Consider the following 23673-nt stretch of genomic DNA (forward strand, 5'->3'; position numbering starts at 1 on the left):
TTCCGCAGTCCGTACGCGGAGTCCGGTGGAACGGCGCGTGCTGATGCCGTGAACGCCGGTGCGGGGGAACGACTTCGGGGCGAGGCCGCCCGCCCGGCCGCGCCCGCGCGCGGCCGGGCGGCTCGTTCAGCGGTGGTGACGCCGCGTCACTCAGGGAGCCGCGCGATGATCCATTCGCAGAGCTCCGAGGTGATCGCGGTGTGCGGGGTGTTGGTCGAGGACCAGTAGAAGTCGTCGACCTCGCTCTCCTGCGGGTCGATCGCGGTGACCTTCGCGTACAGGTCGTCCTGCTTGTCGATGTCCCGGATCGCCACCGCGCTGACCGTCGGCACGAAACAGATGGCCTCGTGCCGCAGGTCGGCCTTTCCGCCCTTGGCCACCAGCTCGTCGGCCACGATCTTGTAGGAGGCGAGGGTTCCGCCCGGAGCGCCGTCCAGCTCCGGGTAGCCGCTGGTGGTGACCTTCTGCGACTTGGGCGGGAGCAGTCGCTTCAGCTCGGCGACCGTGACGCCGTCACCGGCGGACTGGGTGTAGAAGGTCGTGCCGGGGAACGCGATCAGCCCGGTGCTCTTCAGGGCCACGTCGCCGGGCGGGACGGGGAGGCCCGTGCCGTCGCCCGCGCCGTTGGCCACCGCGATCTTCCGCGGGATCTGCGGCCAGCCACCCATTTCGTCCAGTTCCGCCAGCAGCCGGGTGCGCAGCGGGTCGACCTCGTCCTTGCCGGTCTCGCTGTTGTGGTGGCGCCAGAGCATCTGGCGGGTGGCAGGGCTGTTCATCTGCTCGGCGAAGGCGTTGTCCCGCGGGATGAAGTGCGCGAACGCCTGCAGGCCGATCGGGATCACCGCGCCGCGGTGCGGGGTGTCGTAGGAGAAGTACAGCGCAGTCTGGTGGTCCATCCGCTGCTCTTCCATCCTGGCCAGTGCGTAGCGGGTGACCAGGCCGCCCATGCTGAAGCCGCCGACGGTCAGCCGGTCGTCACCGACGCGCTCGGCGATGGTGCGTCGAATCGCCTCGATCACGGCCTCGGCGTTCTCCTCGATGGGCGCGGTGCGCTCGTCGAAGCCGACCAGGATCACGGTGTGTCCCAGCCGGCGCAGGGAAGTCAGGAACTTGTACTCCCCGCCCTCCAGCCCCTGCGCGAGCCACTGGAGGTCGCTCCGGCCGAGGTTGAAACCGTCCGCCATGATCACCGGCTTGCGGACGTGACTTCCGCCCTCGCCGTGGTAGACCCAGGCGAAGCCGCCCGGCAGCGCCCACTCGTCGTCGCGCTGCTGCACCGGCACCTGGATGGGCGGCGCCGAGCTCAGCGGGGCGGCGGCGATCAGGTCGCCGCTGATCTGCTCCGCCTGGGCGTCCTTGCCGTCCTGTGACGCGGACATGGGCAGCTCCTTCTGTCTGTGCGCACGACTCACCTGTCCGACGGGACCGGACGGTCGAGGTGCGGGGGCATATGCGATCGACCTCCATCATGCGCACACGCAGAGACATTGGTCGAGCACGGAGAGTGACATACACTCGATGGAGGGATGCCGGGGCGAGGGCGTCCTCGATGGCGCTCCGATGCCTCGGGGGCCGCTGCCGTGGCCCGGTCGCCGCCGGGCGCCGCCTCTCGTGCGGGGTGGGGCCCGGGATGCCGAACCCGCCTCGTCCGCACGCTGTTTGGCTGCCCGGACCAGGCGTCGGCCGGTGATCGAGGAGTCGGGGCATATGCGGAACGGCGCCCTGTGGCGTGCGGTACCGTAATCGCGTCATCACGTTCCGTGCGCACGCAGCGTGCGGGCGGCCCCCGGAGGTGCTACCAACACCAGCCCGAGGGCCTTCACCCACGAGTGGATCGGAAGTCCACCGAGATGCTTCGGCATGCTATCGCGCCCTCCCGGCGCTTCACGAAGGCTTCGCACGACGTGGTCCGCCATGTGCGGCTGACCAGCGACGCGAAGATTCTGCTCCTCGTCGTGCAGGGGCTCCCCGACGAACAGGCCGGACGGCCGCTCAGCGAGCACGCGCGGAAGCTCGGGATCACCGGGCGGGCGTACCAGAAGGCCAAGGAACTGCTGGTGGTGCACGGTTACGTCCATGAGTGGCGTGCGCAGGGGGAGCGCGGGCGCTGGGTGACGGAGCAGTTGCTGTCCAACGTCCCCCTCACCCGCGAGCAGGCCGCCGCCCTGCGCCCGGGGTGCGCCCCGGCCTCTCCGAGTGTGCCGAAACCGACGGTCGGTGAACCAGCCGTTCGGATGGCCGGTCATCAACTACCGGTGGAGGAAGAACGGGAGAAGAACTCTCCCCACCCACCCTCCGAAGCCGAGGGCGACCGTGTTGCGGCGACCGGGCCCGCGTGCGTGACGGGGCCCGAGTGCGTGACCGGCGCCGAACGGGCTGCTGGGCCCGCGTGCGCGACGGGGCCCGAGGGGGCTGCCGGGCCCGCTCCCGAGACCGACGTCGAACTCGCGCCGGAAGTCGCCGACGGTGAACGCGTGTTGCTGTCGTTGCGGCATCAGCGGCGGGAGCTGTACCTCGGGGTGAAGGAAGCCAGAGGTCTCGCCGAACTCGCCGCCCGGTGGCTGCTGCGCGGGGTGTCGGAGGGTGAGCTGCGGCGCGTACTGACCAGCGAGCTACCGGGCGACGGAGTCCGGTCGGCTGTCGGGTTCCTGCGGTTCAGACTGCTGCACAAGATGCCGCCGGAGCTGCCCGTGAGCCCCTCTCCGCAGCCCACCGCCCCGTCGCCCGTCGCGGAGCTGACGGTCTGTACGGCTCCGGGGGAGGAGGAGCACGTCTTCCGGCCGCTCTCGGACGAGACCGAGTGCGGCCCGTGCCGTCGGCAGGCCGCACGGGAGCTCTGGGAGCGGCAGCGGACTCCGGCCGAAGCCGAACCCGACCTCCTGCCGTGGCGGGAGCGCTTCGCGCGCATCGGTGCGCCCGCCTCCGGTGGTGAGGCGGCGCCCTGCGCGCCGTGACGGCCGTGCGTACGAACCCGGCGCATGCTCCTCCGGTCGGCGCCCGCGCCGTCTCACCGGCTGGCGTCCGCACCGTCTCACCGTCTCACCGTCTCACCGGCTGCGGCTGCGGCTGCGCTCGGCGAGGGGCGAGGGGCGAGGGGCGAGGGGCGAGGGGCGAGGGAGCGAGCGAGGGAGCGAGGGGCGAGGGAGCGAGGGCGGCTTCGGCTCCACGGACGGCCCGGGCGGGCGGTGCCCGTGTGGCCCGTCCCCCGAACTCCGCGGGAACTCCTGCGGCACCTGCGGACGGGGCACACCCGTTCGTGTGTCCCGGCGGTGTGGCGTCGGCGTCGCCTCCGCTTCGTCGCGTGCCATGGGGAGCGTGACGAGGAAGCTTGGCAGCGGACGGCTGCGCCGGACCGCGGAGCGGCGTCGGGAGCACGGGAACACACGCCGGAGCGGGAAGGAAGGGCCACCGGCGCGCAGCCGGGCGGAGTGGATCGGGCTGGCGGTGGTCAGTCTTCCGGGACTGGCGGCGCTGGCCGCGCTGTTGTTCACCTGGATGCAGGTGGATCAGGCGAACAAGGAACTGCGCATCAGCGAGCAGGGGCAGATCACCAACCGGTTCAACGCGGCGGTCACCAACCTGGGATCGGACTCCCTGGACGTGCGTATGGGGGGCATCTACGCCCTGGAGCGCATCATGCAGGACTCGGTCCGTGACCGTGCCACGGTCGTCTCCGTTCTCACCGCGTACGTACGCCGGCACGCCCCCTTTCCCGCGAAGGGCGAGGAGGAGGAGCGGTCCGCCTCGCAGGACGGGCAGCCGCCCACCGACATCGAAGCGGTGATGCACGTCCTGGCCGAACGGCCGCTCGGTACCGGTGGCATGCCCGTGCTCGAACTGGCCCGGACCGATCTGAGCGGTCTGACGGCAGGGCAGGGGAGGAGCGAGTTCGCCGACGCGATCTTCCGGCAGGCGGACCTGAGCCGGGCGGAGCTGGCTCACGCGAACCTGTCCGGCGCCATCCTGGAAGGCGCGATCCTGCGCCGTGCGGATCTGGCCCGTGCGTCCCTGACCGGCGCCGCGATGACGAAGGCGGTCCTGTCCGGTGCGCGGCTGACCGTCGCGAACCTCACCTCCGCGTCACTGGGCGCCGCACATCTCGACGGGGCGCAGCTGAGCGGTGCCACGCTGAGCCAGGCGGTGATGAAAGAGACGATCCTCCGCGACGCGAATCTGTCCGGCGCCTACCTGACCAGTACCGGCCTGCAGAAGGCGGACCTGTCGGGGGCTGACCTACGGTCCGCGGAGATGACGGGCGCCGATCTGACCGACGCGGACCTGACGGGTGCGGATCTGTCCGACGCCGAACTGACCGGCACGAACCTGACGGGCGCGGACCTCTCGGACGCCGATCTGACCGGTGCGAATCTGACCGGCGCAACGCTGGTCGACGCGCGCCTCACGGGCGCGAAGCTGAAGGGCGTCCGCGGGATGCCGCCGTTGTGAAGCCCGTGGCGTGGCCCGTCGTGTCGGCCGCCGCGACCCGCAGTGGAACCGCCGTGAGGGCCGCCGCGAAGCCCGTGGCGGAGCCTGCCGTGACGCCCGTCGTGTCGGCCGCGGCGACCCGCAGTGGAACCGCCGTGAAGGCCGTTGCGAAGTCCGTAGCGGAGCCTGCCGTGACGCCCGTCGTGTGGCCGGGTCCACGGGCGGGCAACCGGTGCGGCGGCCGCGCGCTCAGTCCTTGGGTACTTCACTCGCGCAGGTGGAGAAGGGGTCCCGCAGCACGCAGGCCATGAGGGCGTGCCACTGCGAGTTCTCCTGGCGGGCGCCCTCGGCCACCGACGCGGCGCAGGCGGCGTCGGAGAGGCCCCAGAGGGACCCATCGGTCCAGCCCGCCTGGCGCGTCCGGTTCTCCACCGTGTCCACGCAGGCAGCCCGGGCCTTGTAGCGCTTGATCTCCTTCATGAGATCCAGGTACTGGGCGTTCTTGAACACCGCGGCCCGGCGGACCAGGACCTTCTTCGCCTCTTCCTTCTCGTCCTCCGAGGCCTCCGGATCCGCGATCGTCTTCGATGCCTCACAGGCCTCTGCCACGACCTGCTGGATCCTCTTCCTGTCCTTCGGATCCGTCGGGGCCGTCCCCGGGTCCTGGAGAGCCACCAGCGCGTCACCGGACGAGGCCAGCAGTCCCAGCGTGGCCGGGGCGCGGGCCGGCCTGGATTCCTGGGTGCCTGCCGCCGGAGTCTGCTCCTGCCCCAGGGTCACCGCTTCGGACATCGTCTTCATGATCTTCGTGTACGCGGCCCGGTCCTCGGCGGGCGTGTCCGGATCCGCGATGGCTTGCAGCGTTTCGGTCATGCCCTTCACGATCTGCGCGTACGCCTTCCGTTCCGCAGGCGTCGTGTCCGGGTCGTCGATGAGGTCGAGCATCTGCGTCAGTGCCTTCTCGACCTGCTTCTTCACCTCCTTCGGCGCGTTCGCCACCCCCTCCTGGACGTCCTTCTTCAGTTCGGCGGGCTTCTCCGGCTCCTGGGTCTTCTCCCGGTCGGAGGGCGGGTCCGAGTCCGGTGGGTCCGTCCGGTCCGAGGGCGGGGGTGTGCCCGGCGGCTCCGTGCCCTCGTCCGTGTTCTCCTCCTGCGGCGGCGGTGGCGGTCGCTCCGGCGGTTCTGGCGTGCCCGGGGGTTCCGGGGTCGGTGGAGGGTCCGTGCCGTGCGCGGAGGCCGCGGCCCGTTCCGCGGTGGGCGCCGCCAGGGCGGAGCCCACGCCCGGCAGGGCGATCGCGGCGGCCAAGCAGGAGGTGCCGACAGTGCGGGAGATCCATCGCCGGGACAGTCTGGCCATGCTGGGCTCCAGGTGCACTCGCGTCGCGTAGCTCTGCCCTTGTGGGCCTGGCTCTCTGTCGTGACGCCCCACGACCACCGGAGATCCACAGCTCAACAGCGCACGGGCGTCATTTCCACTCTGGCGCCCTCGTCGCATCCCGCAACTCGGGCCGCGCCCATGCCGGAGATCCCGGCATCCGGCCCCAACCGGCCACAGCACGCGGTTCGTTCGTTCACTCTTCTACCAGCTGGGCTCGGGCGGGACGGTCGTGCGCGGAAGGGCTGTCCGACCCGGCCGGTATACATGCGGCATGACAGTCTTCCGTGATTTCAACTTCAAGCTCCTTGTCGTCGAGAAGCTCATGTACTGGGACGAGACGCTCACTCCGGCATTCAGCCTGAGGGATCACATGCGGGAGCGCGGCGTCGAGGACCTCGACGCGCACGTCGGGGACAACGAGCTGGAGTACACCGTCCTCGACGAAGCGCGCGCGTACTTCGAGGCGCTGGAGATACCGGCCGAGCTCCTCGCCACCGTGGAGGAGCTGACCTTCGACGGAGGACACCAGGTCTACCAGGAGTGCGCTCCCGTCTGGGACGGCGAGGACGACCTCTTCGACGTGCGCAGCCTCGACGACCTGGACCTCGTACCGAATCTCAGACTCTTCACGGGGGAGTGGGAGCTGAAGCACATGATCCCGGACGCGCCGGAGATCCTGGCGGCCCGGGGGATCGCCGTCCGCTAGAGGAGAGGCGACGGCGATCCGACGGCCCCGAGATCCCCACGGCGGTCGCTCCGGACGCCTGCGCCGCCGGCCACCAGCACCTGGCGGTCCCGCCGAGCCGGACCGGGTGACGGCCGCGACCGGACGGTCAGACGCTCACCGGCCCGGGCCCCGGAAAGTGGCCGCACGGCTGTGCGAGCAGTCACCGGGGCGGGCGGTCTGTGCCGGCGACGGCGCGGCGCGGGACGTGTGCAGCAGGACGGAACGGGAGAATGGCGCATGCGCCATCCAGACGCGACCAAGCCCTCTTCGGCCCTCGCGACCCGCTCACCTGCCGTCGCACGCACCGGAGATGTGGCCGACGAAGGAGGACCCGTGGTGGATGTCCCGGTGGACCAGCTGATCGATACGGTCGACGGTGCGCGTACGCGGGCCCGCGCGAAACTCCTCGACGCGGCCCTGGAGCTGTTCGGCGTGTACGGCTACGCGCAGACCTCGGAGCAGGCCGTGTGCGTGATGGCCGGAGTGCCCGAGGAGGTGCTCTGGGAGGAGTTCGGCTCCCGCGAAGGGCTGTTGATGGCCCTGCACAACCAGATCACGACCAGCGGTCTGCGGGCGGCCGAACAAGCCCTGCTCTCCGAGGGGATGGACGACTGTCCGCTGGAACAGCGCTTCCGGCGGCTCTTCGACGTGTACGTTGCCGCGGTGACGCGGGACCTGCGCGAGGCCAGGGTGACGTTCGTCGAGGTGCTGGGTGTGAGTCCGGCCGTGGACGCCCACTGCAAGCGGTGGCGCGACCTGTGGGCCGACTTCCTGAACGGCGAGGCCGAACGGGCCGCGGTGCGCGGCGAGGTGGAGGAGCGGGACCACCGGGTCGTGGTGATGGTGATGGTCGGTACGGTCCACGAGCTCATGGCCCACCACGCCCGCCGTCCGCGCAGGGCCCGGCCCGACGAGGTGTCGGAGGAGCTGACCAAGCTGGGACTCGCGATGCTGGGAGTGGAGAAGGTGGCCTGAGGGGCCGTGTACTCAGAGCTCGATGGCGGCGGCCACGGGCAGGTGGTCGCTCCCCGTCGCGGGCAGTGTCCGGACCCGGGTGACCGTCGCCGACCGGGCCAGGACCTGGTCGATCCGGGCCACCGGCAGCTTCGCGGGCCAGCTGAAGGCGAAGCCCGGTCCGGTCTCGCCCATCAGCGAGGTGACAGGCTCCAGCCCCCTGTCGTCCAGCGTGCTGTTCAGGTCCCCGAGGAGGATCACCCGGTCCAGCGGCTCGGCGGCCAGGGCTTCGGCGAGGAGCCGGGCACTTTCGTCGCGCGGCCCGGACGAGAGCCCGGTGGCCGGGCCGATCCGCACGGAGGGCAGGTGGGCGACGTACACGGCGATCTCCCCGTGCGGGGTGCGGGCGGTCGCCCGGAGGCCGCGGTTCCAGCCCTCACCGACACCCTTCGGCCTGATGTCCACCAGCCGTACGCCGGTGAGGGGGTACTTCGACCAGAGGCCGACCGTGCCCCTCGTCGCGTGGTGGGGACGGCCCGCCGCCATGGCCGCCTCGAAGGCGGGCAGGGCCGGGGCCGTCAGCTCCTCCACGGCGATCAGGTCGGCGTCGGTGGCGGCCAGGGCCCGTGCGGTGGCCGCCGGGTCCGGGTTCACGTCGCTGATGTTGTGCTGGACCACCGTGAGCTCGCCGGCCGCCCCGCCGGACAGCAGCAGGCCGCCGAAGACGCCGCACCAGGCGGCGGCGGGCAGCAGCACCGCGCACGTCGCGAGCGGCGAACGGCGCAGGAGCGCGAGGGCGAGCAGGACGGGTACGGCCAGTCCGAGCCAGGGGAGGAAGGTCTCCAGCAGACTGCCCACCCGGCCGGGGGTGTTGGGGACCAGGCCGGGGAACACGAGCAGGACGGCCACCAGGAGGCAGAGCGCGGCGGTCACGCGGCCACGCGTCCAACTCCCGCAGGCGGGCCGTCTCTCCGTCTTCGTCGCCACTCGCTCCCGCTCCGTTCCGGGCACCTCTCCATGAGGTCACTCGTCTCGTGACGAGGACGCGGAGGCCGCTGATCCGGTTGCGGCGGGCGCGCGGATCAGACCGCCGCCAGCGCTCCCGCGTACGGGCCGCCCACGCCCCAGGCCTGGTACATCGCGTCCGCGAACGCCCCGGCCAGCTTGTGTTCACCGGTGGGGCCGGGGTGGGTGCCGTCGTAGGTGTCCGTGTGGATGTCGTAGCCCGCCGGGGGCGAGGTCAGCAGGACCGGGGACTCGGCGGTGTCCAGATCGGCCACCGCCCGTTCCAGGAGCGCGTTGAATCCGGCGCACTCGGCGGCGAAGGGGAGGTCGGACTCCGCCCGTATGTTCGGTATGACCGGGAGGAGGACCATCCTGATCCGGGGATTCGCGGTGCGGGCGGCGGCGATGAACGCCCGGACGTTGGCGGCCGTCTGCGTGCTGTCCGTGTAGAAGCCGAGGTCTATCAGGCCGAGTGACACCAGCAGGACGTCCGCGGGCGTCGCCGTGACCGTGTCCGCGATGACGGGAGCCATGTGCAGCCAGCCCTCGCCCCAGCCGGACAGGTGCCGGCGCGCGGGGGCGGGGAACGACGGATCGCCGTAGGCGTGGGAGAGCGGGGCGTTCGCCTCGGCGTCGTACAACTCGGTGCGGGGGCCCGTGATCACGTAGCCGCCCTCGCCGAGGGTCGCTTCCAGGTGCTGCCACATGCGGTAGCGCCAGGTGAAGTCGCCGGCCTTGCCCACGGTCATGCTGTCGCCGACGAAGAGAAAACGCATGGCGACATCATGGCCGATCACCACTCCGGCCTGCGACGTGACGGTGGACACTTGTGCCATGAGATCGCTGCTGACCCTTTCCGCCGCCGCCCTGCTGCTCGTGACCGGGGCGGTGCCGGCCCTCGCGGACGACGGTGACGGCGCGGACCGGACCTTCACCCTCGAGGACTCCCGGATCACGGAGTCCAGCGGTCTCGCCGCCAGCAAGCTCCACCCGGGGATCTACTGGACGCACAACGACAGCGAGGACGGTCCCTACGTCTACGCCGTCGACTCACGGACCGGGAAGACCGTCGCGACCATCACCATGAAGGGGGTCGGGGAGCCCCGTGACGTGGAGGCGATCTCGCTCGGCCCCGACGGCGCCCTGTACGTGGGGGACATCGGCGACAACCTCGACGGTTCCTGGGACCACGTGTGGATCTACCGCTTCCCGGAGCCGAAGAGGCTCGCCGACGCCACCGTGCGGGCGACACAGTTCGACGTGACGTACGCGGACGGGGCGCGCAACGCCGAGGCCATGATGGTCCACCCGGAGACGGGCCGGGTCTACATCGCCTCCAAGAACGAGGACGGCGGCGGGCTGTACGAGGGCCCGGAGAAGCTGACGGCCGGCGGGGCCAACGTGTTCCGGCGGGTCGGCGAGGTGCCGTGGGTGACCGACGGGGCGTTCTCGCCGGACGGCGGGGAAGTGGTGTTCCGCTCCTACTTCAGCGCCCGGCGCTACGCCTTCGAGAACGGCAGGCTCGGCGAGGACCACGCGGTGAGTGTGCCGCTCCAGGGGCAGTCCGAGTCCGTGACCTACACCGCCGACGGCTCGGCGATGATGTTCGGCTCGGAGGGCGAGCACAGCGAAGTGGTGCGCGTGGAGGTGGAGGGCGGCGGCAGCAAGGCGCCCTCGCCGAACGGAGGGGGCGGCGGGACGTCGACCGGGGACGAGGGCGGTGACGGCGATTCGAAGACGGGCACCGCGACGGGTGGTGCGGTGGCCGTGGTGGTCATCGTGCTGGCACTGATCGCTGCCCGACGACGGCGGGGGTGAGCAGGGGGCGGACCGGCCCGGCCGGGGGACGGGGCGGGCCGCTCCGTCGAGAGCGGGGCAGACGGGCCCCGGCCGCAGCGGTCCGCCCTCGGGCCGCAGCGGTCGCCCCCGAGCTGCAGCTGTCCGGTCCGGCTCGGTAGTGGTCCGGCCGGGGGAGCAGCGGTCCGGGCGCGGTGGCACAGTGGGAGATCCGCCTCCTTCCTCGGAGAAAGATCTGCTGATGCGGCTCCTGCTCATTCGCCACGGCCAGACCCCGTCCAACGTCAAGCGTCTGCTGGACACGGCCGAACCCGGCCCCGCGCTGACCCCGCTGGGGCAGGAGCAGGCGGCCGCCCTGCCGGGCGCCCTGGCGGACGAGAGCATCGACGCCCTGTACGCGTCCACCCTCCTGCGCACCCAGCTCACCGCGGCGCCCCTGGCGTCCCGGACGGGCCTGGAGGTCCGCGTACGGGAGGGGATCCGGGAGCTGATCGCCGGCGATCTGGAGATGCGCGGGGACGACGAGGCCGTCGAGACGTACATGACCACCGCCTTCGCCTGGTCGGCGGGGAACACCGGGCTCCGCATGCCGGGCGGCGAGAGCGGGGCGGAGGCCCTGCGGCGGTTCGACGCGGTCGTGGAGGAGGCCGCGGCCACCGGGGCCGGGACCGTCGCCATGGTCAGCCACGGCGCCGCCATCCGCATGTGGACGGCGGCCCGGGCCGAGAACATCGACGTCCACTTCGCGTCCGCCCGCCCGCTGCTGAACACCGGTGTCGTCATCCTCTCCGGGACCCCTGACGCGGGCTGGCGGGTCCTCCACTGGGAAGGCCGGGCGGTCGGCGGCGAGGACAGTGGGGTCGAAGCCGGCGGACCTGCGGGGGAGGCGGTCGAGGCGGTCCAGGACACAGGGACCCCGTAGCCCCTCGCGTCGCGTCATGCCGTGCTGTCGTCCGGCGCAGCTCCGGTTCCGGCCGACGCCGCGCGCATGCCGACCGTGTTCAGGTGCCGGAGGGCCGGTCCGCACCGGGAGAAGGTTTCACGGGGCACCGACTTCGGCGACGCGTGACCTGGCCCGGCCCGGCGCGCGGCTCGTCACCACGCCGGGCCGTTCGGCCTGGTCAGATGTCGTCGGTGACCGGCCGCAGTTCGTAGTGCAGGGTGCGGTCGCGCTTCACGCGGTGGGTGAGCGGGACCACCACACCCTGGAGCGCCGGGTACTTCCTCGACATCGTCCGGGAGGCGTGGGTGTTCTCCTTCGACCCCTCCTGGAGGAGCCGCGCCCAGGCCTTCACGGGCGGCCCTGTCGGCGCGCCCCGCACGGTGCACGGGGCGATCTCCACGATGGGGTGGTTGCGCATTCGGTCGACCTTCCACGCCGAGGCGAACGTACGGATGTAGGCGTGATCGCCCTCGACGGCGATGCTGACAGGAGTACGGGCAGCCGATCCGTCCGGCCTGCGGCTGCTGAGCAGGACGGTGTACTGCTTCACGAAAGGCTCCAGTTCACGGATCGTCTCCATGTATCCATGGTGCAGCAAAAAGTGATGAAGCGGACGTTTCGGATCACTGTTCCGTGAGGGAGGACGAGGTCTCCAGGCCGGAGAACCGTGATCCGGGCCCAGGATGCCGACCGGATGAGCACCGCCATGGTGGTGCGGAGGTTCCGGCGGCTCAGCCGCTGACGCCGCGTAGTCTCCTGCCCATGCAGGCCGAACGCGTCCCCGAGCCCTTCTCCACCTCCCGCCTGGAGGCGCTGCCTCTCGACGTCGCGTACGCACAGGAGATGGCGGCCGTCCTCTTCGATCCCGCCCTGCACGCCTACACGGGAGGCGCCCCGGAGGACGCCGCCGCCCTGCGCGCCCGCTACGAGCGGCAGGGCGCCGGCTCGCCCGACCCGGCCGAGCTCTGGTGGAACTGGGTCCTGCGCGAACGCGCCGCCGGGTGCCTGACCGGTTACGTACAGGCCACCGTGCGCGGCTCGCGGGCGGAGGTGGCCTGGGTGGTCGGGACCCGGTGGCAGGGCAGGGGGTACGCGAAGGAGGCGGCCGCGGGGCTGGTCCGGCATCTGCTGGAGCGGGGGAGCGTCCGTACCGTCGTCGCCCACATCCATCCGGACCACGCGGCCTCCGCCGCCGTGGCCTCGGCGGCGGGGCTGCTGCCGACCCCGGAACGGGAGGACGGCGAGGTGCGCTGGCGGTACGAAGCGCCGGGAGGAGCCACCCCGCACGAAGGTGCCTGAATCCCGGAGCAGCTTCGCAAGGAGGTGTCCGAATCCCGGCGACGCTCCTGCCTCGCTCGGCTACAGTGCCCGACCGTGACCGAAGCCGACTTCCTGAAGACCACCCGGGCGTCGTACGACGCCATCGCCGACGAGTACGCCGCCCGCTTCCAGGACGAACTCGCCGCCAAGCCCGTCGAGCGTGCCCTGCTGGCGTGTTTCGCCGAATCCGTGCTGGCGGACGGCGGAGGCCCGGTTGCCGACGTCGGCTGCGGCACGGGGCGGGTGACGGGCCATCTGCGGCATCTCGGGCTGGACGCGTTCGGCGTCGACCTGTCCCCCCGCATGCTGGCGGAGGCCCGGCGCCGCCATCCGGAACTGCGGTTCGACGAAGGCTCGATGCTCGCGCTGGACCTGCCGGACGGAGAGCTGGGCGGACTGCTGGCGTGGTACTCCACGATCCACGTGCCCGATGAGCAACTTCCGCTCGCCTTCGCGGAGTTCTTCCGCGTCCTCGCACCCGGGGGACATCTCCTGCTGGGATTCCAGGCCGGTGACTCGGTCCTGCGGATGGAGGAGGTCTTCGGCCGTGACATCGAGCTCGTCTTCCGCCGCCGGCAGCCCGAGCGGGTGGCCGAGCTGCTGACCGCTGCCGGGCTGACGATGCGGGCCCGGACGGTGCGCGAGATCGACACCGAGAGCGCCTTCCCGGAGAAGACGCCCCAGGCCTTCCTGATGGCGCGGAAGCCGGTTGTCAGTGGCGGGCGGCAGGATGGGGACACCGAATAGGGAGGGGACCTTGTGGGGACCTGGGGGATGGGCCATTTCGACAGCGACACCGCCGCTGACTTCGCGGGCGGTCTCGACGACGCCCCACCCGGCAGACGCGGGGAGATGATCCGGGAGGCCCTCGCCTTCGCCGCCCGTACGGAACCCGAGGAGTATCTCGACGCCGACGACGGGGTGGTGGCCGTCGCGGCCGCAGCACTGCTCGCCGCCCAGAGACCGGGCGGCACCCCCGTGGACACCGTCTACGGCCCGGACGAACCTCTGCCCCCGCTGCTCACCCCGGACCTGTGCGAACTGGCCGTGCGGGCACTGGAGCGCGTGATCGCGAAGGAGTCCGAACTGCTGGATCTGTGGGACGACGCGGGGGAGGGCGGGCGGTGGAGCGCGGGCGTCCGTGAACTCCGCGCGATTCTGGCGGGGGCCGGAGCGGCGGCACCGTAGCCGGCCTGTGGGCGCCGGCCTTCAGCCCTTCGGGCGGCCCGCCCGCACCAGCTCGGCGACGTCGAGGGAGACCTCGGCGCCGATGGAGGCGGGCAGCGGGGCCTGCTGGCCGGGGGCGTACACCTCGTGGCGGTCGTAACCGGAAGCCAGGGGCTCGGTCAGCACGTGGACGCGGCCGTGCCTGCGGTCGACGATGACGTAGACGGGGATCTTGGCCTCGGCGTACGCCACCACCTTGTTCCGCAGGTCGGCCTGGTAATTGCCGGAGGTGACCTCGAGGACGAGCCGGAAGCAGGCCGGGTCGTAGCAGTTGTTCTCGACCAGGTGCGCGTCGAGATCGGCGTCGACGATCGCCAGGTCCGGGATCGCGTAGTCCTCGGGGCCGCCGGGGAGCCAGAGGCCGACGGCTTGGAGGACCTCCGTCTCGCCGTCGTCGAGCCCGGCGGAGATGAAGGGTCGCATCAGCTTGGTGAGCGCGCGGGCGTGCGGGCCGTCCGGGGGTGGTGCCACGGTGATGACGCCTCCGATGATCTCGACGCGATGCCCCGGAAGCTGCTCGGTGAGACGGTTCGCCGTCACGAGCATGGGTTCCGGCTCATCGTCACAGGGGTGCTCGACTGCTGCTGCAGACATTGCGGGCCTCCTGGGATGGCTGGTGTCGAGAGCATCATCGTAGGGCGGTGGGCCGGTTTCCGTCGTGAGCCCGGTCTGTCACCCGGGCGAGTGAAACCAGAAACGGCCCTGCTCACCGGGGTGAGCAGGGCCGTTCCGGACGTGTGACCGTCAGAGCTTCTCGATGACGTAGTCGATGCACGCGGTCAGCGCCTGCACGTCCGCCGGGTCGATCGCCGGGAACATCGCCACACGCAGCTGGTTGCGGCCCAGCTTGCGGTACGGCTCCGTGTCCACGATCCCGTTGGCGCGGAGCACCTTGGCGACGGCCGCGGCGTCGATGCCGTCCTCGAAGTCGATCGTGCCGATGACCTGCGAGCGCTTCGCCGGGTCGGTCACGAACGGGGTGGCGTACTTGGACTCGTCGGCCCAGCCGTAGAGGTTCTGCGCGGACGCGGCCGTGCGGCCGGTCGTGAACTCCAGACCACCCTGGGTGTTCATCCACTTCAGCTGCTCGTTCAGCAGGAAGAGGGTGGCCAGCGCCGGGGTGTTGTACGTCTGGTTCTTCAGGGAGTTGTCGATCGCCGTGGGCAGCGAGAAGAACTCCGGGATGTGCCGGCCCGAGGCGTGGACGCGCGCGGCGCGGTCCAGGGCAGCCGGGGAGAAGACACCGATCCACAGGCCGCCGTCGGAGGCGAAGCTCTTCTGCGGGGCGAAGTAGTAGACGTCCGTCTCGGTGATGTCGACCGGCAGGCCGCCCGCACCGGAGGTGGCGTCCACCAGGACCAGGGAGCCCTCGTCGGCGCCCGCGACCCGCTTGACGGGGGCCGCGACACCCGTCGAGGTCTCGTTGTGGGTGAAGGCGTAGACGTCGACGCCCGCCTCGGCCTGCGGGTCCGGGTGGGTGCCCGGGTCCGAGGCGATGACGGTCGGGTCGGCCAGCCACGGGGCGAGCTTGGCCGCCTTCGCGAACTTCGACGAGAACTCGCCGAAGTTGAGGTGCTGGGACTTCGACTCGATGAGGCCGTGCGTCGCGACGTCCCAGAAGGCGGTGGACCCGCCGTTGCCCAGGACGACCTCGTAACCCTCGGGGAGGGAGAAGAGGCTGCGCACGCCGTCGCGTACCTCGCCGACCAGGTTCTTGACCGGTGCCTGGCGGTGGGACGTACCGAGAAGAGAGGTGCCGGTCGCGGCCAGCGCGTCGACCGCCTCCGTCCGCACCTTGGAGGGCCCGGCGCCGAAACGTCCGTCGGCGGGCTTGAGGTCTGCGGGAATCTGGATATCAGCCACGAACCGGAGCGTAGTCCCTCCCGGAAGCGGTCGAGGACCGTGTCCGTCCGGTGAGACGGCCACTCCGGATCGTGGACCCGTGCGCGGCGGGGCCTTCGCCGGGTCCGCGCGGTGCCTGTCGGCGGGCGCCCCCGGGGCGGTCCGTCGCCCGCACCGCACGGACCGGAGCCGCCCGCACCGCACGGACCGGAGCCGCCCGCACCGCACGGACCGGAGCCGCCCGCACCGCACGGACCGCAGCCGCCCGCACCGCACGTGTCGGGCGGTGCGGGCGGGAGGTCAGCCCAGGTCGACCGGGAGCTCGTACAGGTCGTTCTGGGTCACGATCGGCTTGTTCCGCAGTTCGGAGGCAGGAACCGCCAGGTCCAGGCCGGGGAAGCGCTCGTACAGCGCGGGCAGGGCCACCCCGGCCTCCAGCCGGGACAGTGCGGCCCCCGGGCAGACGTGCGGGCCGTGGCCGAAGGCGATGTGGCGGTTCGGGGAACGGGTGATGTCGAACTCACCGGCGGTGGGCCCGTACTGCGCCTCGTCACGGCCCAGCGCGCCGAAGGAGACGATCAGGGCCTCGCCCTTCGGCAGGACCTTGTCGCCGACCTCGACGTCCTCCGTCGCGAAGCGGATCAGTACGTGCGAGGTCGGGGTGTTCCAGCGCAGGGTCTCCTCGATCACGTTCTCCCACGGCACCTCGCCGCTCAGCACGCGCTTGCGCTGCTCGGGGTGGGTCTGGAGCGCCTCCACGACGTTGACGACCAGGCTGATCGTGGTCTCGTGACCGGCCGCGATGATCAGCTGCAGCGTGTTGACGATCTCCTCGTTGGTGAGGTGGTCGCCGTCCTCGGAGGCCGCGATCAGGGCGCTGGTCAGGTCGTCACCCGGGTTCGCCCGCTTGTCGTCCACGATCTTCGTGAAGAGGGTGCCGAGGTCCGCCATCATCTGCGGGACCTCCTCCGGGGGCGTCTGCGTCGAGAAGAACTTCTCGAACAGTTCCTTGAGGCGCGGGTGGTCGGTCGCGTCCACGCCCATCAGCTCGCTGATGACGTTCATCGGCAGCGGATAGGCGAACTCCGCCTTCAGGTCGACCGTCTCGCCCTTGGGGAGGGCCGCCAGCCGGTCCAGGGAGGCGTTCGTCAGCGCCTCGATCCCGGCCCGCAGGCGCTCCACCCGCTTCACGGTCAGCGCCTGCGCGACCATGCCGCGCAGCCTGCGGTGCTCCGCCCCGTCCACCGTCAGCATGGAACGGCCCGGGTTGACGAGACCGATGAGTGGCCAGTCCATGGGGATCTCGCCGCGCTGCCAGGCGTTCCAGACGTTGATGTCCTTGACCACACGGCTGTCGGTGAGCAGCTGGCGGGCCTCCGCGTGGTGCGTCACCGCGTAACAGTGCACCCCGCCGGGGAGCTCCACCTCGGCCAGCGGGCCGGCGGCGCGCAGCGCGGCGCTCTCGCCGTCGAGGTCGGCGACGAGGGGATCGAGGGCGATCCGGGTCATTTCTGGCCTCCAAGTGCAGGGGTGGGCGTGAAGTGCACCGGCAGGTCCGTCAGCCCGCGCAGCCAGGGGGACGGGCGCCGGGTCAGCTGGTCCGCGGGGACGGCGAGGTCGACGTCCGGGAGCCGGTCCAGGAGCACCTCGATCCCCGTACGGGCGATGACCTCCGCGGTCTCCTGGGCCGGGAACGGGCAGCGGTGCTCGCCGTGGCCGAAGGAGAGGAACGCGTTGTTGCCGCCGGTCAGGGCGGAGCCGTCGGTGCGGACCTGCGGGTCACCGTTGGCCGCGGCGATCCCGAGGAGCAGCAGGTCCCCCGCACGGATGTGGCGCCCGCCGAGGTGGGTGTCGCGCGACGCCCAGCGGCCGGCCACGTTCTGGGTCGGGGTGTCCTCCCAGAGCACCTCGTTCATGGCCTCGCCCACGCTGTGCCGCCCGCCGGACAGCGACGCGGCGAAGCGGTCGTCCGTGAGCATCAGCCGCAGCGAGTTGCCGATCCAGTCGGCGGCCGGCTGGTGGCCCGCCGCCATCATCACCATGAGGTCCTGGGCGACCTCCTCGTCGGTGAAGCCGCCCGGGTCCTGGAGCATCCGGGTCGCCACGTCGTCGCCGGGCTCGGCGTGCTTGTCCACGAGCAGCTGCACCATGGACGAGCCCAGGTGCTGCTGTCCGGCCAGTGCCCGCTCGCCGCCGTCGATCATGTCGTTGATCGACCCGACGAGCGCGGCCCCGACCTCGTCGCTGAAGCCGTAGAGCTTCGCGAGGATGCGGGCGGGCAGCAGCATCGCGTACTCGGCGATGATGTCGGTCCTGCCGCTGGAGCAGAAGCGGTCGATGAGGCCGTCGGCGAACTCCTCGGCGTGACGCTTCAGCTCGAAGGGGTCGACGCCCTCCAGCGCGTTGCTGATCATGGCGGCGCGGACGGTGTGCCGTTCACCGACCGTGTAGAGGATCGAGGGCTGCTTGCGGCCGATCATCGGGAGCAGCGGCCAGTTGTCCGGGATGTGCTCCCACTGGTTCCACAGCTCCGAGTCCCGGCTGAAGAGCACCGGGTCGTTGGTGACCTGGTGCAGTTCGCGGTAGCCGAGGATCAGCCACGCGGGTACGTCGCCGTCGAGCACGACGGGGGCCACGGAGCCGTGGTCGCGGCGCATGTCCCGGTACAGCTGCACGGGGTCCGTCTGGAACCGCGGCCCGGACAGCGGGGCGAAGCTCCGGGACATGGGGCACTTGGTCACAGCACGCGCTCCGGGGTCGGCATGGGGCACTTGGTCACGGCGTGGGCTCCGGCGTCATCGCCGCGGCGGTCCTGGCACCCGGGAGCGCCGCCTCGGCGCCCTTCTCGCGGGCGAGGGAGAGCGTGTAGAGGTGCTCGACCAGGGTGATCAGGACGTACTTGCTGGAGGACCGGTCCCGGGCGTCGCACTCCACGAGCGGGACCTCGGGCGAGAGGTCCAGCGCCTCGCGGATCTGCTGCTCGGTGTGGAGCGGTCCGCCGAAGTCGTTGCACGCGACGATGAACGGGGTGCCGTGGTGCTCCAGCCGGTCGATCGCGTACCAGGAGTCGGCGAGCCGCCGGGTGTCGACGAGGACGACGGCGCCCAGGGTGCCGGAGAAGAGGCGGTCCCACAGGAACCAGAACCGTTCCTGCCCGGGCGCGCCGAAGAGGTAGAGGACCGATCGCGCGTCGAGCGTGATGCGGCCGAAGTCGAAGGCGACCGTGGTGGACGTCTTGGACTGCACACCGTCGAGGTCGTCGACCGCCTCGCCCGCGCGGGTCATGGTCTCTTCCGTGTTGAGCGGACGGATCTCGCTCACGGATCGGACCATGGTGGTCTTGCCGACCCCGAAGCCGCCGACGATGACGATCTTCAGTCCGTTGTCGGCCGTCGCCTGCAGGGCGGCACGGTCAGAGGTTGCGGAGTCCAACGAGCACCTGTTCCAGGGTGTCGGTGTCGGGGAGCCGGTCCTCGACACGGGCAGTACGGGGGTGGCGGGCGCTGATCCGGCCGGTGTCGAGCAGGTCGCACAGCATGATGCGGACGATGCTGACGGGCAGATTCAGGGTGGCCGAGATCTCTACGACCGCGGTGGGGCTGTCGCACATCCGCAGGATCGCGACGTGCTCCGACTGCATCCCGGGGCTCGGTTCGCACTCGGCGACGACGAGCGTCACCAGGTCGAACGCGGCCGAGTCGGACCGGCTGCGGCCACCCGTCAGGGTGTACAACCGGTCCGGATCGTCGTCGCGTCCGGGGCGGGGGCGCGGTAGCGGCGTCATACGTCCGCGGTCTCCGCGGCCGGGGCCGCTGCGTCGCGCGGCGGGGCGACCAGGTACTCGCCGAGCTGCTCGACGAGCTCGCTCATGTTGTGGCCGACGAGGCCGACGTCGGAGTCCTCCGCCGCCACCACCGCCAGGTGGGCGCCCGCACCCGCCTCGACGATGAACAGCACACCGCCGTAGAACTCCGTCATCGCCGACCGCACGCCACCGGTGCCGTCACCGAACTCGATGGACGCGCCGTGCGACAGGCTCTGGATTCCGGCGGAGATCGCGGCCAGCTGGTCGGCCTGGTCGACGGAGAGCTCGGGGGTGCGGCAGAGCTTGAGCCCGTCCCGGGACAGGACCAGGGCGTGCCGGGCGCCGGGCGTGCGGTCGAGCAGCCCCTCCAGCAGCCAGTTGAGCTTCTCGTCGGTCGTCGCGGTCATCGGGTGTTGCCTTCCGGGTGCGGGGAATTGGCACGTACCGCCTGGCTGAAGGTGCTGAAGCGGGCAGCCTGCACCTTCGGGTCGGTGGCACGCGGCCGGGGGGAGCCGGCGTCGCCGGGGGTGGCGTTGCCGGTGCGGGCTTCGGCGGCGGCCAGGGTGCGGCCGCGGCGGCGCTTGGGCAGGCCGCTCTCGCCGAACTGGGGGACGGCGCCGGTGGATTCGGACGCGGACTCAGGCGTGCCGGTGGCGGTCCCCGATGCGCCGGACGCGTTCTGCGGGGCTCCGGACGGAGCCCGGGTCCCGGCAGCCGCGGAGTCCGCCGCGGGCCTGGCAGGGGCCCGGTCCTCCGTGCGCGGCGTCGAGTGGTCCGGCTCGGGCTCGGTGCGCCCGGCGGCCTCCGGGAGGGAGGCGGGCGCGGCCGTACGGGAGATGAGCTCCTGCGGCAGCATCATCAGCGCGCCCGTACCGCCGCGCGCCGACGGCCGGAAGGACACGGTCAGACCGTGCTTGCGCGCCAGCCGTCCGACGACGGCGAGACCCAGCCGGGTGCCGGAGATGGCGGTGAGGTCCTGGTTGTCCGCGGACACGGCCCGCTCGGCTCGGCGCAGCTGCACATCGCTCATCACCAGGCCGCTGTCCTCGACGGTGATGACGATGCCCGCCGGGACCTCCTCGACGTACACGTGCACCTCGGCGGTGGGCGGCGAGAAATTGGCAGCGTTGTCGAGGATCTCGGCGAGGGCGTGCATGACGCCCTCGGCGGCGTGACCCGCGATCGCGACATCGCTGGTGGAGTGGAGGCGGACGCGCTGGTAGCTGCCGATCCGGCCCATCGCGCCGCGCAGGATCGACTCCATGACGATCGGCTTCGCCCAGCGGCGCCCGGAGCGCGCACCGGTCAGCACGGCGATGGAGTCGGCGAGGCGGCCCGCCTGGGCCGTGCGGTGGTCCAGGTGCAGCAGATCCTCGAGCACGTCCTCCGCGGTGTGCCGGTGCTCCATCTCGCGGAGGTCGGCCAGCATGCTGGTGGCCAGGGCCTGCATCCGGCCCGCGGCGTTGGCGCAGGCGGCGATCGCCGCGGAGCGCTCGGTCTCGCTGCGGCGGGCGCGTGCGGTGAGCCGGGCCGCCTCGGCGGTGAGCCGCTCGTGCTGCTCGGTGGCCTCCGCTGTGATCCGTGCCACCCGTTCGTCCGCCTCGGCGGTGACCCGGGCCGTCTCGGAGGAGGCCGCCGCCCTGATCCGCGCGGTCTCGGCGGTGAAGCGCTGGGCCTCGGCCGCGGAGGTCGACACGAGGCGGGAGGTCTCGGCGGTGAAGCGCTGGGCGTCGGCCGCGCGCAGGGCGCGCAGGTTGCGGGCGGTGGCGAGTGTGTGGACCGTGACGGTCACCGCGGCGCACAGCAGCGCGGCGGCGGCTCCCGCCCCCCACGACAGCGGGGCCCGCACCGAGTCGGGGGCGGCGGAGACCGCCCACAGGCACAGGGAACCGGTAACGGCTGCCGAGATCAGCAGGGCGAGCGCGGTCTGCCGGAGTGAAGGGCGCAATCGGAGTCCTTGGGGCGGACGGTGCGGGGGATGGGGGCAGGTGCGACGGAACGGGACAATCGGGATGTTCCGGGGCTGTGGTGGTGAAAGAACCACAACTGGAGCTGATTGTTCCTGATCAAGTCACGGCAACTATAGGAGAATTGGCGACTTGTTTGGGGATTCCTTGTGGCCACTTCTGTTTGAAATCTGGCTGGAACAGGTTCCTCCGGTACTGCGCGGCCGCCCGGCGCCGGATCGAACTCCCATGTGGGCGGGTATGTAGAGGCATATGTGACTCTATGTCCCCTGTGTCAGGCTTGAATTGTCACGATCGTCGCTCCTGAGCCGGTGGCCAGCTAATGTGAGCGCTCCGGTGCGGCCGACCTGCCAGGTCGGGCACTGCCGTAAGACACACCGCGCGCCTTGAAGGGGGAGGCGCCGCGTGGCCCCGACGGAGGACGCAGCAACCGTGGACGCGCAAGGCCGTGGGCGGGACGAGGGCATCGACCCCGCAGACCAGTGGGTACTCAACCCGGACACCGGTGATTACGAACTGCGACTGACCCCTTCCTCAGGGCGATCGTCCACGTCGTCCGGTTCCCCGGGCACGTCCGACGCCAGAGCGTCCGGCTCGCGGCGCAGGCCGGGGCCCGCGACGCCTCCGCCCGGCGACCGGGCATCCGTCCCCGGACAGCGCGGGCGCAGGGGCGCCGAAGGCGGGCGCGGCGGCCGGGACGAGTCCGGACGCGGGGACCGCGACGAGCCCCGGAAGGCGGGCAGCCGTGCGGCTCCGCCGGCGGCCCAGGGACGCCGCAAGGCCAAGCCGAAGAAATCCGGCAAGAAGAAGGCGCTGGTGTGGACGGGCGGGGTGATCGCCTTCCTGCTGGTGGGCACCGGCACCGCGGGCTACCTCGTGTACCAGCACTTCAACGGCAACATCACGTCCGTCTCCACCGACGGCGCGGGCACCGGCGGCTTCAGCAAGGACCGGGCGATCAACGTCCTGGTGATCGGCACCGACAAGCGCACCGGCAAGGGCAACGAGGGCTATGGGGACGCGGGCAGCGTCGGCCACGCCGACACCAACATCCTCTTCCACGTCTCCAAGGACCGTACGAACGCGACCGCGCTCAGCATCCCGCGTGACCTGATAACGGACATCCCGAACTGTCCGACCCAGCTGGCCGACGGCACCAAGAAGGACATCCCGGGCACCGCCGGCGGGCGCTTCAACACCAGCCTCGGCCAGTCCGAGCGCACCCCCAGCTGCACCATGCGCACCGTCACCGAGCTCACCGGCCTCGAGGTCGACCACTTCATGGTGGCCGACTTCGCCGCGGTCAAGTCGCTGACGACGGCCGTCGACGGCGTGGACGTCTGTCTCGCCAAGGACATCGACGACAAGGACTCGCACCTCAAACTGTCCAAGGGCGAGCACACCCTCCAGGGCGAGCAGGCCCTCGCCTTCCTGCGCACCCGGCACTCCGTCGGCTTCGGCAGCGACCTGAGCCGCATCGAGATCCAGCAGCAGTTCCTGGGTTCACTGATGCGCAAGCTGAAGTCCAACGACACCCTGACGAGCCCCACCAAGATGTGGTCCCTCGCGGAGGCGGCCACCAAGGCGCTCACCGTCGACGACACGATCGCCGACATCAACCAGCTGCGCAAACTCGGCATGGAACTGGCCTCGGTCGACCCCAAGAACATCACGTTCACCACGGTCCCGGTGCTGGACAACCCGAACGACAAGGCGACCGTCATCCTCGACGAGTCCAAGGCGCCCCAGGTCTTCTCGATGATGCGCGAGGACGTCTCGTTCACCGCCGTGGAGAAGCAGGAGAAGGCGGCGGCCAAGGCCGCCGCGGACGCCAAGCTCAAGGGCGAGATGGCCGACCCGGCTGACGTACGGGTCGACGTCTTCAACGGCGGCGCCCCGGCAGGCTCCGCGCAGAACGCCCTGGACTGGCTCCAGAACGAAGAGGGCGTGCTGAAGTCCACCAACAAGGCGAACGCGCCGGCGGACGTGAAGAAGACGCAGCTCGTCTACGCCCCCAACCAGGCGGACCAGGCGCGCCGGCTCGCCGACCTGATGGGCCTGTCGGCCTCGGCCCTCAAGCCCACGAAGACCGACGCCGGTGACATGGACCCGATGGTGCTGACGCTGGGCCCGGACTTCAAGACGGCGGGCAGCCCGCTCACCGCCCCGCAGAAGGCGCCGGACGACATCCAGCGCGTGGAGGCGGACAAGGCGGTCTGCGCCAAGTAGCCGTCAGGCCCGGGGCCGCCCTCGTCGGCGGCCCGGGACCTGTCGCCTTCGCGGG

At 71.4% G+C, this 23673-nt stretch carries 23 protein-coding genes; 10 read left to right on the forward strand and 13 right to left on the reverse strand.

Going from position 1 to position 23673, the window contains the following annotated elements:
- Positions 1-146: 146 nt before the first annotated feature.
- A complete protein-coding gene (locus ACFYQ6_RS17560) occupies positions 147-1379 on the reverse strand; it encodes an esterase/lipase family protein (protein WP_388763671.1) in 1233 nt (410 codons plus the stop codon).
- Between the two features lie 471 nt (positions 1380-1850).
- On the opposite strand from ACFYQ6_RS17560, the gene ACFYQ6_RS17565 reads away from it, so the two are divergent.
- Both ACFYQ6_RS17565 and ACFYQ6_RS17570 read left to right on the forward strand, forming a co-directional pair.
- Positions 1851-2954, forward strand: coding sequence for a hypothetical protein (locus tag ACFYQ6_RS17565; protein ID WP_388763673.1), 1104 nt, complete (start codon positions 1851-1853; stop codon positions 2952-2954).
- Between the two features lie 361 nt (positions 2955-3315).
- Complete coding sequence (locus tag ACFYQ6_RS17570; RefSeq protein WP_388763675.1) at positions 3316-4446, forward strand: pentapeptide repeat-containing protein; 1131 nt, start codon at positions 3316-3318, stop codon at positions 4444-4446.
- Between the two features lie 228 nt (positions 4447-4674).
- Here the strand turns inward: ACFYQ6_RS17570 and ACFYQ6_RS17575 are convergent, their stop codons facing one another.
- Positions 4675-5781, reverse strand: a complete 1107-nt coding sequence (locus ACFYQ6_RS17575) for a hypothetical protein (protein WP_388763676.1) — start codon at positions 5779-5781, stop codon at positions 4675-4677.
- Positions 5782-6073: 292 nt separating this feature from the next.
- On the opposite strand from ACFYQ6_RS17575, the gene ACFYQ6_RS17580 reads away from it, so the two are divergent.
- Both ACFYQ6_RS17580 and ACFYQ6_RS17585 read left to right on the forward strand, forming a co-directional pair.
- A complete protein-coding gene (locus ACFYQ6_RS17580; protein WP_361578074.1) occupies positions 6074-6508 on the forward strand; it encodes a DUF6892 domain-containing protein in 435 nt (144 codons plus the stop codon).
- A 354-nt stretch (positions 6509-6862) separates the two neighbouring features.
- The gene (locus tag ACFYQ6_RS17585; protein ID WP_356737011.1) at positions 6863-7504 is read left to right on the forward strand and encodes a TetR/AcrR family transcriptional regulator; all 642 of its coding nucleotides are present in this window, start codon (positions 6863-6865) and stop codon (positions 7502-7504) included.
- 12 nt (positions 7505-7516) lie between these two features.
- On the opposite strand, the gene ACFYQ6_RS17590 is transcribed toward ACFYQ6_RS17585, so the two are convergent.
- Together ACFYQ6_RS17590 and ACFYQ6_RS17595 are read right to left on the reverse strand one after the other, a co-directional pair.
- Positions 7517-8470 carry an endonuclease/exonuclease/phosphatase family protein gene (locus ACFYQ6_RS17590; RefSeq protein WP_388763679.1) on the reverse strand — a complete coding sequence of 318 codons (954 nt, stop codon included), beginning with the start codon at positions 8468-8470 and terminating at the stop codon, positions 7517-7519.
- A 95-nt stretch (positions 8471-8565) separates the two neighbouring features.
- Complete coding sequence (locus ACFYQ6_RS17595) at positions 8566-9324, reverse strand: GDSL-type esterase/lipase family protein (RefSeq protein WP_388763681.1); 759 nt, start codon at positions 9322-9324, stop codon at positions 8566-8568.
- On the opposite strand from ACFYQ6_RS17595, the gene ACFYQ6_RS17600 reads away from it, so the two are divergent.
- Positions 9323-10306 (forward strand): WD40 repeat domain-containing protein, encoded by a 984-nt coding sequence (locus ACFYQ6_RS17600; RefSeq protein ID WP_388763682.1) that lies wholly within the window; start codon positions 9323-9325, stop codon positions 10304-10306. The genes ACFYQ6_RS17595 and ACFYQ6_RS17600 overlap by 2 nt on opposite strands.
- Before the next feature lie 220 nt (positions 10307-10526).
- The gene (locus tag ACFYQ6_RS17605) at positions 10527-11207 is read left to right on the forward strand and encodes a histidine phosphatase family protein (protein WP_388763684.1); all 681 of its coding nucleotides are present in this window, start codon (positions 10527-10529) and stop codon (positions 11205-11207) included.
- Between the two features lie 199 nt (positions 11208-11406).
- Here the strand turns inward: ACFYQ6_RS17605 and ACFYQ6_RS17610 are convergent, their stop codons facing one another.
- A complete protein-coding gene (locus ACFYQ6_RS17610; protein WP_361578056.1) occupies positions 11407-11808 on the reverse strand; it encodes a PPOX class F420-dependent oxidoreductase in 402 nt (133 codons plus the stop codon).
- Between the two features lie 182 nt (positions 11809-11990).
- Here ACFYQ6_RS17610 and ACFYQ6_RS17615 point away from each other — a divergent pair, with 182 nt between their 5' ends.
- The 3 genes from ACFYQ6_RS17615 (at position 11991) to ACFYQ6_RS17625 (ending at position 13736) form a co-directional block, all read left to right on the forward strand.
- Positions 11991-12527, forward strand: a complete 537-nt coding sequence (locus ACFYQ6_RS17615; RefSeq protein ID WP_361578053.1) for a GNAT family N-acetyltransferase — start codon at positions 11991-11993, stop codon at positions 12525-12527.
- 75 nt (positions 12528-12602) lie between these two features.
- Entirely contained in the window at positions 12603-13295 is a 693-nt protein-coding gene (locus tag ACFYQ6_RS17620; protein WP_388763686.1) for a class I SAM-dependent DNA methyltransferase, read from the forward strand.
- Between the two features lie 12 nt (positions 13296-13307).
- On the forward strand, positions 13308-13736 hold the full coding sequence (locus ACFYQ6_RS17625; protein ID WP_361578047.1) for a DUF4259 domain-containing protein: 429 nt from the start codon (positions 13308-13310) through the stop codon (positions 13734-13736).
- Positions 13737-13757: 21 nt separating this feature from the next.
- Here the strand turns inward: ACFYQ6_RS17625 and ACFYQ6_RS17630 are convergent, their stop codons facing one another.
- The 8 genes from ACFYQ6_RS17630 to ACFYQ6_RS17665 form a co-directional block, all read right to left on the reverse strand.
- Positions 13758-14369, reverse strand: coding sequence for a Uma2 family endonuclease (locus tag ACFYQ6_RS17630; RefSeq protein ID WP_361578044.1), 612 nt, complete (start codon positions 14367-14369; stop codon positions 13758-13760).
- A gap of 150 nt (positions 14370-14519) precedes the next feature.
- Positions 14520-15638, reverse strand: a complete 1119-nt coding sequence (gene serC, locus ACFYQ6_RS17635; protein WP_361578041.1) for a phosphoserine transaminase — start codon at positions 15636-15638, stop codon at positions 14520-14522.
- A gap of 279 nt (positions 15639-15917) precedes the next feature.
- Positions 15918-17126 carry a cytochrome P450 gene (locus ACFYQ6_RS17640; protein WP_388763689.1) on the reverse strand — a complete coding sequence of 403 codons (1209 nt, stop codon included), beginning with the start codon at positions 17124-17126 and terminating at the stop codon, positions 15918-15920.
- Positions 17123-18343 carry a cytochrome P450 gene (locus ACFYQ6_RS17645; protein WP_361578035.1) on the reverse strand — a complete coding sequence of 407 codons (1221 nt, stop codon included), beginning with the start codon at positions 18341-18343 and terminating at the stop codon, positions 17123-17125. The genes ACFYQ6_RS17640 and ACFYQ6_RS17645 overlap by 4 nt, the downstream gene beginning before the upstream one ends.
- Positions 18344-18392: 49 nt before the next feature.
- Positions 18393-19049 (reverse strand): ATP/GTP-binding protein, encoded by a 657-nt coding sequence (locus ACFYQ6_RS17650; protein WP_388763691.1) that lies wholly within the window; start codon positions 19047-19049, stop codon positions 18393-18395.
- Entirely contained in the window at positions 19030-19401 is a 372-nt protein-coding gene (locus ACFYQ6_RS17655) for a DUF742 domain-containing protein (RefSeq protein WP_145804318.1), read from the reverse strand. The genes ACFYQ6_RS17650 and ACFYQ6_RS17655 overlap by 20 nt, the downstream gene beginning before the upstream one ends.
- Positions 19398-19829 (reverse strand): roadblock/LC7 domain-containing protein, encoded by a 432-nt coding sequence (locus tag ACFYQ6_RS17660; RefSeq protein WP_361578029.1) that lies wholly within the window; start codon positions 19827-19829, stop codon positions 19398-19400. The genes ACFYQ6_RS17655 and ACFYQ6_RS17660 overlap by 4 nt, the downstream gene beginning before the upstream one ends.
- Positions 19826-21370 (reverse strand): ATP-binding protein, encoded by a 1545-nt coding sequence (locus ACFYQ6_RS17665; protein ID WP_361578026.1) that lies wholly within the window; start codon positions 21368-21370, stop codon positions 19826-19828. The genes ACFYQ6_RS17660 and ACFYQ6_RS17665 overlap by 4 nt, the downstream gene beginning before the upstream one ends.
- Positions 21371-21821: 451 nt before the next feature.
- Here ACFYQ6_RS17665 and ACFYQ6_RS17670 point away from each other — a divergent pair, with 451 nt between their 5' ends.
- Entirely contained in the window at positions 21822-23618 is a 1797-nt protein-coding gene (locus ACFYQ6_RS17670; RefSeq protein WP_388763821.1) for an LCP family protein, read from the forward strand.
- Positions 23619-23673: the final 55 nt, after the last annotated feature.

Source organism: Streptomyces sp. NPDC005494 (assembly GCF_042872025.1).
In the GTDB taxonomy this organism is placed as follows: domain Bacteria; phylum Actinomycetota; class Actinomycetes; order Streptomycetales; family Streptomycetaceae; genus Streptomyces.